The organism is Dehalococcoidia bacterium, assembly GCA_040902535.1.
Lineage (GTDB): Bacteria > Chloroflexota > Dehalococcoidia > DSTF01 > JACRBR01 > JBBDXD01.
In genome coordinates this window covers 185,281-197,767 of the sequence record JBBDXD010000001.1, presented here as the reverse complement: position 1 = coordinate 197,767, position 12,487 = coordinate 185,281, and the positions used below count along the sequence as shown (strand labels likewise).

Sequence of the window (12,487 nt, the reverse complement as noted above, 5' to 3'; positions counted from 1 at the left end):
CCCGCTCAGCGTGAGGAAGGCAGCTCATGACGGTAGCGCGGACGGTTGCACGAAACAGCATCGTGCAGCTCGCCGGGCGGGGCATCACCATGGCGGTGTCGCTCGGCACGCTGAGCCTTCTCGCGCGCTATCTCGGTCCTGAGGACTTCGGCAAGTATCAGTTCGTCATCGCGTTCCTGTTGCTCGTGAACGTCAGCGACTTCGGCGTCGCGACGCTAGCTGTCCGCCACCTGGCGACGTCGGAGCGCGACGCCGATGACCTGATGGGCAACGTGGTCGTCGTGCGGTCGGTGCTGGCGGCGTGCTCGACGGGCATCGCGATCGGGATCGCTTTCCTGGTGGGCTATCCGGCCGAGATCAAGGCGGCAATTGCCGTTGCGGCGCTTTCGTTCCCGCTCATGATCGCCGCGGGCGCCTACAACGCGACGTTTGCCGCCAACCTGCGCATGGAGTTCGCGACGATCGGCAATGTCGCGCAAGCGGTCGTGACGCTGGTCTGCATGCTCCTGGTCGTCGCCAACGGCAGCTGGCTGATCGGGCTGCTCTTCGCGTACAACGCCGGCGTACTCGTCAATAGCGTGATCTGCGTCTACTTCGCGCGCCGCTACGTGCGGCCGAGATTCACCTTCGACCAGGCGTATAGCCTGCGACTGCTCCGCGAGGCGGCGCCGCTTGGTCTGGCTGTGCTGATCATTACGGCGTACGGCCGCCTCGATGTCCTGCTGCTGCGCGCGTTCACGGACGACGAGGTGGTCGGGTACTACGGGTTCGCCTACCGGATCGTCGACCTGGCATTCCCGTTGAGCTTCTTCTTTGTCGGGTCGGTGTTCCCCCTTCTGTCCGGGTACTTTGCGGAAGGCCGCCACGCCGAGTTTCGCAGCCTCTACGCGCGTGCCTGCGACGTGCTGTCGATTGCCGCCGTGGGCGTTGTGACGATGATTGTGCTCTTCGCCTCGCCGATCGTGCACGTGATTGGCGGCGCGGAGTATGCGCCAGCCGTCGTCAGCATGCAGGTGCTTGTCGGCGCCGTAGCGCTGATCTGGCTCTCGAACCTGGCAGACCACGGCTTGATTGCCATCGGGCGGCAGGGAGCGCTGCTCTGGATCGCGCTCGGCGGTCTGGTGGTGAACGTCGGCTCGAATCTCGTGCTGATTCCGCTCTACGGGGCGGAGGGCGCGGCGATCGCGACGGTGATGACCGAGATCGCAGTGTTGATTCCGGCGATGGTCATTGTTGCGCGCTACACCCTGGACGTGCCGTCGTTTGTGCTGGCCGCCAGGCTTGTACCGGTCGCGTTGTTGTCGGCGGCGGTCGTGTATGCGCTGCCTTTGCACTGGGCTGTCGAGGTGCCGATCGTGGCGCTGCTGTTCGGGGCGGGGGTGCTCCTTCTGCGCGTCATCTCTCTCTCCGAAGTGCGAGCGTTGCTGGGCCGCGCCACGTCAGAGTCCGTGAACGTCCGCACGCGCGTAGAGGTGGGAGCCGGGCATTGAGCGACCGTTTGCGGATTGCGGTGTACTACAACGTGGGTTGGGGCGGCGGACGACGGTGGCTGTATGAATGCGTCTCGCGCCTCGCGAAGCTTCACGATGTCGACCTGTACAGCATCGACCGCAACTCGATCGGCGTACAGCACCCGGATGTCAACGAACTCGGCCAGCACGCGGAGATCGTGACATTCAGTGATCTTCCGCGCTTTCCGGGTGTGCTGCGGCCGCTCAACGTGCCGCTCGTCTGGATCGACCTGTGGCGGTTCGCGCAGGCTTCGCGAGTCGTTGCGGACCGGATCGATGCGCGCAAGTATGATGTGTTGTTCGCAAGCATTGGCGGCTACACGGAAGCGCCGATGGTGCTGCGCCATACGAAGACTCTCAGCGCGTACTACTGTCACGAGCCGATGCGCAATGTGTACGAGCCGAAGGTGCGGCGCCCGTACAATTCGAACTCCCTGACGACGCTGCCTCGCCGCCTCTGGAATCGCGCGTACTGGGGCGGACTGATCCGGCGCTGGGACCGCCAGGGCACGCGCGGCGCGTCGCTGGTCATTGCCAACTCGAAGTACACAGCGGACTATGCGAACCGCGCGTATGCAGTCTCGCCCGAGGTGAACTATCCGGGCGTGGACGTCGAAGCGTTCCGTCCCGCTGAGCGTCCGCGCGAGCGTTTCGTGCTGATGGTCGGCGAACTGGTTTCATCGAAGGGCGTGGATTGGGCGGTGCGCGCCATCGCGACGATTCCGGCCGGCCACCGGCCGCCGATCGTGCTTGTCTGCAACCGCGTGTACGCGCCAGAGCGTCACTATGTTGAGACCATCGCGAAAGACTGCGGCGTGGAGTTGATCATCCGCGAACGCGTTCCGGACGCGGAGGTGAAGCGCTTATTCCAGACCGCCTCGGCGATGCTGTACACGCCTCATCTCGAGCCATTCGGCCTCGTTGCGCTCGAGGCCATGGCCAGCGGCACTCCCGTCGTCGCCGTGCGCGAAGCCGGCCCGATCGAGACGGTCGTCGACGGCGAAACGGGCTTCCTCTGCGAGCGCGACCCACAGCAACTTGGCGATGCCGTGCTTCGCCTGATGGACGACGAGTTGCTGCGAGCGCGCATGAGCAAAGCGGGCCGCGAGCACGTCATGGCGCACTGGACGTGGGAGCGCTCGGTCGAACGGCTCGATGGGTTGTTGAGGGCGCTCGTCGAGCGCCATCGCGCGGATCCGGGAATGTCCGCTAAGGAGGGGATAGGCGGCATAGCCGCCGGAGGATAGTTCGTGACGGTAGCGCAGCAGGTGGCGCGTAATAGCATTGTGCAACTCGGCGGACGCGGCGTCAGCATCGCTGCATCGCTGCTTACCCTCATGCTGCTTTCGCGCTACCTGGGCCCAGATGTCTACGGACAGTACCAGGTTGTCCTCGCGTTCCTCGTCATCACCAACCTCAGCGATCTCGGCGTCAACGTCATTGCGGTGCGTCATCTGACCGCCGGCGAGCGCTCTCCCGACGAGATCATGGGCAACCTGCTGACGCTCAGGACGGGGATGGCGGTCTTCTCCACGGCCGTCGCGGCCAGCGGCGCTCTGATCCTCGGTGGCCGCGACACAGGGCAGACGGTGATGGCGATCCTGGTTGCGTCGCTGTCGTTTCCGCTGACCATCATCGCGGGCACGTACGCCGCGACCTTCCAGGCGAACATGCGGATGGAGTTCATCGCGCTCTCGAGTATCACGCAGGGTTGGGTTTCGCTGGCCGGCATGGTGCTCGTCGCGATGTCCGGTGGTGGCCTGATCCTGATGTTGGTCGCCTACAACGTCGGTGCGCTCGCGAGCAGCGTCGTCGCGTTCATCTTTGTGCGGCAGTTCGTGAAGCCGCGGTTCCTCTTCGACCGGGGGTTCATCGGGACGCTCGTGCGACAGGTGGCGCCGATCGCCGGATCGGCGTTGCTCACGGTGAGCTACGACCGCCTGGGCGTGTTGCTGCTCAAGTGGTTTACCGACAACGAATCGGTCGGGTTCTATGGTTTCGCTTTTCGCTCGATCGACCTGGCTGTGCCGCTGAGCGTGCTGTTCGTGGGGTCGGCGTTCCCGGTCATGAGCAGATACTTCGCGTCCGGACACACCGACGAATTCAAGGCGATGTACCAGCGCTGCCACGATCTCTTGTCGCTCGGAGGTATGGCGCTGGTCACCGCGGCGGTGCTCTTCGCCGAACCGCTGGTGCAACTGCTCGGCGGCGACGAATATCACCAGGCGGTGACCTGCGTGCGGGTGCTGGCGATGGCCGTGCCGTTCCTGTGGCTGGGCGTGCTCGCCGAATACGGGCTGCTGGCAGCGGGCCGTCAGAACGTGCTGTTCTTTCTCGCCGGATCAAGCGTTGTTGTCAATCTCAGTGCAAACGCCGTGCTGATCCCGGTGTACGGTAAGGAAGGCGCGGCGGCATCGATGGTGGTCACCGAGGTGGCGATCCTGGTTGCTGCGCTCTACATCCTGGGACGGGCCGTCGGCGAGGTGCCCTCGTTCTGGGTGGCGGGACGGCTGTTGCCCGTGGCCGGCGTCCTAGCGTTGATCACCTACGCGCTTCCGTTATGGTGGGTGCCCGAAGCACTGCTCGTCGGGGCGCTGTTCGGCATTGCGGTTGCGGCTCTACGCATCGTGCGGATCGAAGACGTGCGCGGGCTGCTGAAGCGCGCAGGGCCGCCTGAGCAGGTGGCCGTCGAAGTCAGGATGGGGAACTGATGCCGATGTTCAAGCTGCGCGAAAGAAGGATGGCACCCGAGCGGACGTTGAAGGCGCACTGGTTCGACCGGTGGGAGTGCGCGCTGGACGATGCGCTGCTTGCGCTGCCAGAAGGTGAAACGTGTTCGCACGACCTCTTCCGGCTCCTGGTCAATACTCCTTCGCCGGCACAGAAGCGCGTGGCGCTGGTCACCGACGGTGACGACCCGGTCGCCCTGATCGCGCTGCGGCGGCGGAACCTCCACTGGGACCTGATCACCGAGGGCGTGGTGTCGGCCGCGCTTCCGCCGTGTCTGCCCGGCCGCGAAATCGAAGCGCTGTCAGCGCTGGGCCTGTTCGTGTGGGTCAACGAGTGGGAGGCGCCTGTCCCCGCGTCGAAGCGCGTGCACTTCGTGCAGTACGAGGCGGTGTATCGCGTCTCCACGCGTATCGACCTGGACGCGTATTGGCGCGAGCGTCACCATGCGCGCGACCTGCGCAAGGCGCGAAACCGCTGCGCGCGACTGGGAGAAGTGTCGTTCGAGGTGGATCAGCCCGGCGCCGCCGAATGGACGATCGATCGCTGGGAAGAAACGTGGGCGGACCACCCCTGGTCCGAGACGGTCGCGGCGCCTGATATCCGCGTGGCCGCGAGCTACCTCATGAGTCGCGGCCAGTATCACAGCTTCCGGCTGCTGATCGATGGACGCCCGGTCGCGGGAATGAATGCTTCCGTCCGCGGCAAGGCGCTGGTGATCGCCAACAGCGGGCGTGAACCGGAGTTCGATAAAGCCGGCACGGGCGTGCGGCGGGACGAGCTGTTCTATCGCTGGTGTGCTCAGTCGCCATATGAACGCGTTGACCTGGGCGGCGGGTTCGAATACAAGGCGCGCTGGGCTGAGACGGATGGAGTGCGAGCCCGATTCAGCGTTGCGCCCCCGCACCTGGTGATGGCGCGGCAGGGTCTGATCGTAGCGCGGCGGATGAAGGACTTCGTCTCGCCGAAGAGCCGCGTGGTCGATGATCACGGGGAATTTGAATCGACGCGGTGGATGTGATGGCGGGACGGTGCCTGAGATTGCACGTGGCGTGGTCGGACGCGTGGTCACGAGAGTTGGATGCCGCGCTCGGGCAGCTGCCGGAGATGGAAACGTGCTCGCATGACCTCTACCGCATGCTCGCGAGGACCGCATCGAGTACGCAGAAGAAGTTCGCGCTCGTGCGAGACGAAGGCACGCCTATAGCTGCCATCGCGCTGCGCCGTCGGCACCATCACTGGCAGTTCATGTGCGACGGTGTTGTGCCGTTTGCCGGGGCGCCTGCCGCGCCGGGAAGACTGTGGGATGCCGTGTCCGCGCTGGGCGTGTACGTACGCGTGTTCGAATGGGACGGTCCGACGCCCGACCGACGTCTCATGCGCTTCGTCGAGCGGTCGCCGCACTACACCGTCTCGACGCGCCTTGATTTCGACGCGTACTGGGCCATGAAGGGGAACCGCGACTGGCTGCGGAAAGCGCGGCGCCGTACGGAGGCGCTCGGCGCGATCGAGTTCGAAGTCGGCGGCGGAGACGCAGCGCGCTGGACGATCGACCAGTGGCGGCGCAAATGGACGGGCGACCCTATGGGGGAGACGGACGCGACGCCGGATATCCTCGCGGCCGCGGCGCACCTGGCGGCGCGTGGCAGGTATCACGCGTTCAGACTGCTCATCGATGGGGCGCCGGTGGCAGGCGTGAATATGTTTGCCCAAGGCACGACGCTGGTGATGGCGCAGAGTTACCGCGATCCGCGGTATGACCGGGCGGGCATCGGCGTGCACCTGGATGAGCGGATCTTCCGCTGGTCGGCGACGTCGCCGTATGAGGTCATCGATCTTGGCTGCGGCGAGGGCTACAAGTCGCGGTGGGGGGATGAGGTGGGGAGCCGAACGACGTTTGGGCTGGCGCCGGCGCACGTAGCGGCGGCGCGGCGGGCGGCGGGCATGGTGCGCCGCTTGGTTGCAGGGAGGCGCGCGGCCGTGGAAGATGACATAACGTTAGGGGGCGGGCGGCTCGCTCCGTGCCCGAAACAAAAACTTGACAAGGCCGTTAAGGACTAAAGAAGGCCATGGCGAAGCTGGCCGTCGGGGACGCGGGCAAGGACGGCTGAGGGCGAGCGACGCGCACAGAAGGGGAGTTCACACATGATTCCGGTATTCAAACCCTCGCTCGACCACGAGGAGTACGAGGCGCTGCGCGAGCCCATGGAGAAGGGTTTCCTGGGCCTGGGACCGAAGACGAAAGAATTCGAAGAGAAATTCGCCGAGTACATCGGGGTGAAGCATGCGGTCGGCGTGAACTCAGGCACCTCAGCCCTGCAGCTGGGCTTCGCGGTGCTCGATATCGCCGCCGGCGAGGTCATCACGACGTCGCTGACCTACGTCGCGACGAACCACGCGATCCTGTACTGCGGCGGCATTCCCGTATTCGCGGACATCGAGCCAGATACTGGCAACATCCGCCTCGACGAGATCGAGCGCTGCATCACGTCTCGGACGAAGGCGGTCTGCGTCGTGCACTATGCCGGGCACGCCTGCGACATGGACCCGATACTCGAACTTGCCGCTCGTCACGATCTGCCAGTGCTGCAGGACAGCGCGCACGCGTGCGGTTCGAAGTACAAGGGCCGCATGGTCGGATCGTTCGGCGGGATCAACGCGTTCAGCTTCGACCCCGTGAAGAACCTCGCCACGGGCGCGGGCGGCATGATCACGTTTAGCGACGACGCGACGGACCGCCGCATGCGCAAGCTGCGCTGGCTCGGGCATTCGCGCCCGCCGGGAACGCCGGCCGAGCCGGGCCAGATGGATTACTACCACGAGACGGAAGAGCTGGGGTTCCGGCACCACATGAACGACCTGTCGGCCGCGATCGGCATTGTCCAGCTTCGCAAGCTGGAGAAGCACAACCAGCGCCGGCGCGACATCGCCGCGATCTACGACCGTGAGTTGGCAGGCGTGGACTGGCTGCGGACACCCGTGACGAAGGAGTACGCCTTCACGTCGCAGCACAAGTACGTCATCCAGGTGGCCGCGGAAGACCGCGACGCGTTGATCCTCCACCTGCGGGATCGCGGCGTCGGCAGTCACGTGCATTTCGTGCCGAGTCACCTGCACCCGGTCTACAAGGATTACCGCACGGAGCTGTTGCCGGAGACGGAGCAATTCTGGCGCCGCATCGTGTCCTTGCCGATGTTCCCCGGCCTGACGGAGCAGGAGATCCAGCAGGTCATCGATGGCGTACGGTCGTTCCCGAAGCACGCTCGCAAACACCTCGCCGCAGAGGCGAGCACCGTCGCGTCGTAGGACGTGGAGCAATATCCCGCATGATCAAAGGGCGCGACATCGTTTGCATTTCGTTCGTCACGTGGGACGACCACTGGGGCACGCCGCAGCAGTTCATGAGCAGGCTGGCGGAGCACAATCGCATCTTCTTCGTCGATCAGCCGATCTCGCCGCTGTCGTTGTTTACCGGCGTCCGCCGTCGCGGCGCGGTGATGGAGCAGTTTCGACGATGGCGGCGTGGCTATCGCAAGGTGGCGAAGAACGTCTACGCGGGCGCGCCGCCGCCCATCCTGCCCTTGCGCTACACCAAGGTTGCGAACGCCGTCAACGCATTCATCATGCGGCGATGGCTCGCGCGACAGACGAAGCGACTCGGCTTCAGGGATCCGGTGTACTGGAACTTCCAGCCATCTTTTCCGCACCTCGGGCGAGCGACGGAGCCGTCGCTGACCGTGTACCACTGCGTCGACGATTTCGCATCGGTGCCCTACTGGTGGCATCCGGCGGCTAGCGTGCGCGCGCGCGAGATCGAATGCTGCAAGGAGTCGGACCTCATTGTCTGCACGGGGCGTAACCTGGTGGAGTCGCGCCGGCACCTGAACCCGAATGTGCACTTCGTGCCGGAAGGGGCGGACACCAGTCTGTTCGCGACGGCAGCGTCGCCTGACACGAAGATCCCTGATGACATCGCGAGGCTCCCGGGCAAGGTGATCGGGTACATCGGCGTCATCGACTTCCGGCTCGACGTCGAACTGCTGACGTACCTGGCGAAGGCGCGGCCGGAGTGGTGGTTCGCGCTGGTGGGGCCGGTCAAGAAGGACACGGATCTCGGGAGCCTGCAAGCGCTGCCCAACGTGCATTTCTTCGGCAACCGCAAGATCGAAGAATTGCCTGCGTACATCAAGGCGATGGACGTGTGCCTGATCCCCTACGTCCTGAACGATTACGTGCATCACGTCTTCCCGCTGAAGCTGTACGAGTACATGGCGGCGGGCAAGCCTATCGTCGCGACCGACATGGCGGAGATGCGGCCCTACGCCGGCGACGAGATGACGCTCGCACGCAGTAGCGAAGAGTTCCTGGCCGCGGTCGAAGACGCGATGGCGCATGACTCGCCGGAACGCGCGATGGCGAGGCAGCATGCCGCGCGAAACGAGTCCTGGGACAATCGCGTCGAGCAGCTCTCGGCGATCCTGGAACCATTGCTGAACGAGCACGAGCGTGTTCCCGTACGCCAGACGATAGGTGCGGAGGCGGCAGGAAGCTGATGGCAGTCACCGCAACAGCGGCATCGCCCCGCCCACGACGCCACAGCACGGCCCGCTGGATCCGGCGGCGCAACGACGTGTGGCTCGGGCTCGTCATGGGGGGCCTCGTCGCGTTGCTCCTACTGCAGTTGCCTATGGAGGCAGCGCTTGCGTCATCCGTCGTGTGCGCGTTCATCATCGTCGCGCTCGTGGATACGCGCGTTGCGCTGCTGACGCTGTTGCTGATCCGCGCCGTCATCGACGTCGCCGCGACGGTGCCGCTGCTGGGCGGGGAGCGCTCCGTCGACGCGAACGCCGCCGCGGTGATGACATTCCTCATCATCGGCATCGGTGTCGCGCATATCGGGCTCAGGCGCATGAATCTGTGGCGTATCCCGCTGACGAAGCCCTTCGCGATCTATCTGCTCATTGCCGCTATCGGTCTTGCGCTCGCTCCGGACGTCGGTCTGGCGCTCGAGGACTGGCTGCGCGCCTTCAGCGCGTTCATGGTGTACGTGCTGGTCGTCGACCTGATGGAGGAGGAGCGGGACTGGCGCATGATGTTGGGCGTGATGATCCTTGCGGCGGTGATCCCGGTCACCGTCGGCCTGTATCAGTTCTTCAGCGGTACGGCGCCGGAAACCGAAGGTCTGCCGAGGCTCGTAGGCACGTTCACGCACCCCGCGCCTTACGCGTTTTTCCTGGTCGGGCTGCTGCCGCTCTCCGTCGTGTACTTCATGCACAACAAATCGCCGCTTGTGCGCGTAGGGCTGTTCTTGTTCATTCCTGCGACGGTTTTGTGCATCTACGGGTCGCAGACGCGTGGCGCCTGGATCGGGCTCGCGGTGCTGTCCACGATCTTCCTCGCTACAAAGGCGCGCTGGGCGGTGCTGCTCGTGCCGCTGGCGGCCGGCGCGCTGTTCTTCGCGCTACCCGGTGTACAGACGCGCATCGATGAAGCGACGAGCGACACCGGGTCGGTCTTCTGGCGCCAGAAGACGTGGGGTGATTCGTTGGAGGTGGCGTCGCCGCTTGAACTGGTCACCACGGGCGCCGGGTTGCGCGCCGTCGATGTCCAACTCGGTGCGTTGTCGCACAACGAGTACATCCGCCTGCTCGCCGAGACCGGCATCTGGGGACTGCTCGCCGTCCTGATGCTGTACAAGGGATTGCTGGGTATTGCGCTCAAGGGGCATCGCGAAGCCGAATCGCCGTTCAGACGCGATCTCATGCTCGCGTTCATCATGGTGCTTGCGGCGCGCATGGTGACCGCGCTCGCCGACAACATCCTGATCTTCCCGGTGCTCGAGTGGTACTTCTGGGCCTTCGCCGGCGTCATCGTCGTGATGAGCGGCGCCTACCAGCGGCGACCGGCGTTACTCGACGCGGCGCCGTCCGACGCGGAGGTGAAGACCGCCGCATGAGAGTACTGAACGTCAACAAGTTCCACTACCGTCGCGGCGGCGCCGAGACCGTCTACTTCGCACAGACGGAGTTGCTCGCGCGCCACGGCCACGACGTGATCCCGTTCTCGATGCAGCATCCGGAGAACGAGGCGACGCCGTACGCGCGATACTTCGTCTCGAACATCGAGCTGCGCGACGAAGACGCCGGTATCTCTGCCAACATCGCAGCGGCCGGCCGCATGCTGTACTCGCGAGAGGCGGCGCGGAAGCTCGACGCCTTGATCCGCGCCACGAGGCCGGACGTCGCGCATCTGCACAACATCTACCATCAGCTTTCACCTTCGGTCCTGCGGGTGCTCGCGAAGCACCGCATTCCCGCCGTGCTGACGATGCACGACTACAAGTTGATTTGCCCCGCGTACACGCTGTATGCGAACGGCGCTCCCTGCGAGCGATGCAAAGGCGGCGCGTTCTTCAACGCCACGCTGCAAGGATGCGTGAAAGATTCGCGCGCCAAGAGCGTCCTGTGCACCGTGGAGGCATATCTGCACTCGGCGCTCGGGCTGTACCGGCGAAACGTCGCCTGCTTCATCGCGCCGAGCAGGTTTCTGGCGGGCAAGGCGGCGGAGTTCGGGATGGATGCGGCGAAGATCACCTACCTGCCGAACTTCATCGAACCCCGCGACATGCCGGACATCGAGCCGAAACGACGCATCATGTACGTCGGGCGGTTGGAGCGCGTGAAGGGCATCCGCACGCTAATCGACGCGTTTGCCCGAAGCTCGGCGGCCGAGTCATGCGAACTGGTGATCGCGGGCGATGGCGAGGACCGCGCCGCTCTCGAGCGATACGCTCAGGAGGCCGGAGCGCCGAACGTGCGGTTCACAGGACACCTGCCGCAGGCGGGGCTAATGGCGCTTCTTGACGAATCGCTCTTTACGGTCACGCCTTCGGAGTGGTATGAGAACGCACCGCTCAGTGTCATGGAAGCGGCCGCGCGAGGGAGGGCGGTCATCGTCTCGGACCTGGGTGGTCTGCCGGAACTCGTGAAGCACGGCGAGACCGGCCTGGTCTTCCGCGCCGGGGATACCCCCGCACTCGCAGGCGCCATCGACGAATTGGCCGGCGATCCGCCCCGCGCACGTGCAATGGGCGTCAACGCACGTTCGTTCATCGAAGAGAGATTCAGTGCGCAAAGGCACTACGACCAGCTCATTGCCATCTACCAGCGAGCGCTGAGCCGGGAACCGCAGTTGGTGACATCGAACCAGGGGGTCGCGACGTGAGCAAGTTGATCTGCGTGACGGGCGGCGCTGGCTACGTGGGCGTTGAGCTGGTCGCGCAGCTTGTCGACCGCGGCGACCGCGTGCGCGTGCTCGACCGGTTCTTCTGGGGCACCTGCGGGCTCGATGCACTGCCGAACGTCGATCTGCTCTCCCGCGACGTGCGCGAGATGCGCGACGAAGACCTCCACGGCGTGGATGCCGTCGTGCACCTTGCCGGGTTGTCGAACGACCCGACCGCGGACCTCGATCCCAATGCCAACTGGCAGATGAACACGATCGCCACGGAAGAGTTGGCGAACGCCTGCATCCGCACCGGCGTACAGCGCCTGAGCTTCGGCTCCAGCGGCTCGATCTACGACGGTCTCGCCGGCGATGACGTCCTCGATGAGGACGCGCCGGTGCAGCCGATCGGCCCGTACTCGGAGTCGAAGTACGAAGCGGAGCGGCGCCTCATCGAAGCGGGCAAGCGCGGTCTCGAAGTCGTGTTACTCCGGCAGGGCACGGTCGGCGGGTACAGCCGGCGCATGCGCTACGACCTGGTCGTGAACACGTTCTTGAAGGATGCGCTGCTCAAACGCCAGCTTTTCCTGCACGAAGGCGGATTCATGTGGCGGCCGTTGGTCGATGTGCAGGACGTCGCCGCGGCGCACATCGCCGCGCTCGATGCGCCCGCCGAGCACGTCGCGGGGCGCGTGTTCAACGTCGTGCAGGAGAACTATCAGATCAAGGAACTCGCCGAAGTCGTCGCGGAAGCAGTCGAGCCGATCGTCGGCGCGATCGAATTGACGCCGACGCCGGCGACCGGGCGCATCCGCAACTATCGCACGTCGAACGCGCGGCTGACGGAGGCTACGGGCTTCACGCCGCAGCGCACGGTGAAGGATTCGGTGGACAGCATTCTCGAGCATCTGGGTGAGATCGACAGCCAGGAACTTTTGCACCCGCGTTACTACAACCTGCGCTGGATGCAGCTCTTGACGGAAGTACACGAGTCCCTCAAACCATATCCCCGGGTGTTCTGATCC

10 protein-coding genes are annotated in these 12,487 nt (G+C 65.0%); all 10 read left to right on the top strand.

Annotated elements, in window-relative coordinates:
* Window positions 1–26 precede the first annotated feature (26 nt).
* Window positions 27–1,490: a flippase gene (locus tag WEB52_00910; GenBank protein MEX2224988.1), complete on the top strand. Its 1,464-nt coding sequence runs from the start codon at window positions 27–29 to the stop codon at window positions 1,488–1,490.
* Window positions 1,487–2,758, top strand: coding sequence for a glycosyltransferase family 4 protein (locus WEB52_00905; GenBank protein ID MEX2224987.1), 1,272 nt, complete (start codon window positions 1,487–1,489; stop codon window positions 2,756–2,758). The genes WEB52_00910 and WEB52_00905 overlap by 4 nt, the downstream gene beginning before the upstream one ends.
* A 3-nt stretch (window positions 2,759–2,761) precedes the next feature.
* Window positions 2,762–4,222 (top strand): flippase, encoded by a 1,461-nt coding sequence (locus tag WEB52_00900; protein MEX2224986.1) that lies wholly within the window; start codon window positions 2,762–2,764, stop codon window positions 4,220–4,222.
* Window positions 4,222–5,259 (top strand): GNAT family N-acetyltransferase, encoded by a 1,038-nt coding sequence (locus WEB52_00895; GenBank protein MEX2224985.1) that lies wholly within the window; start codon window positions 4,222–4,224, stop codon window positions 5,257–5,259. The genes WEB52_00900 and WEB52_00895 overlap by 1 nt, the downstream gene beginning before the upstream one ends.
* Before the next feature lie 26 nt (window positions 5,260–5,285).
* On the top strand, window positions 5,286–6,299 hold the full coding sequence (locus WEB52_00890) for a GNAT family N-acetyltransferase (protein MEX2224984.1): 1,014 nt from the start codon (window positions 5,286–5,288) through the stop codon (window positions 6,297–6,299).
* A gap of 84 nt (window positions 6,300–6,383) precedes the next feature.
* Complete coding sequence (locus tag WEB52_00885; protein ID MEX2224983.1) at window positions 6,384–7,544, top strand: DegT/DnrJ/EryC1/StrS family aminotransferase; 1,161 nt, start codon at window positions 6,384–6,386, stop codon at window positions 7,542–7,544.
* 20 nt (window positions 7,545–7,564) lie between these two features.
* Entirely contained in the window at window positions 7,565–8,791 is a 1,227-nt protein-coding gene (locus tag WEB52_00880) for a glycosyltransferase (GenBank protein ID MEX2224982.1), read from the top strand.
* Complete coding sequence (locus WEB52_00875; protein MEX2224981.1) at window positions 8,791–10,194, top strand: O-antigen ligase family protein; 1,404 nt, start codon at window positions 8,791–8,793, stop codon at window positions 10,192–10,194. Before WEB52_00880 ends, WEB52_00875 begins: the two co-directional genes overlap by 1 nt.
* Complete coding sequence (locus WEB52_00870; GenBank protein MEX2224980.1) at window positions 10,191–11,462, top strand: glycosyltransferase family 4 protein; 1,272 nt, start codon at window positions 10,191–10,193, stop codon at window positions 11,460–11,462. Before WEB52_00875 ends, WEB52_00870 begins: the two co-directional genes overlap by 4 nt.
* Window positions 11,459–12,484, top strand: a complete 1,026-nt coding sequence (locus WEB52_00865; GenBank protein MEX2224979.1) for an SDR family oxidoreductase — start codon at window positions 11,459–11,461, stop codon at window positions 12,482–12,484. Before WEB52_00870 ends, WEB52_00865 begins: the two co-directional genes overlap by 4 nt.
* Window positions 12,485–12,487: the final 3 nt, after the last annotated feature.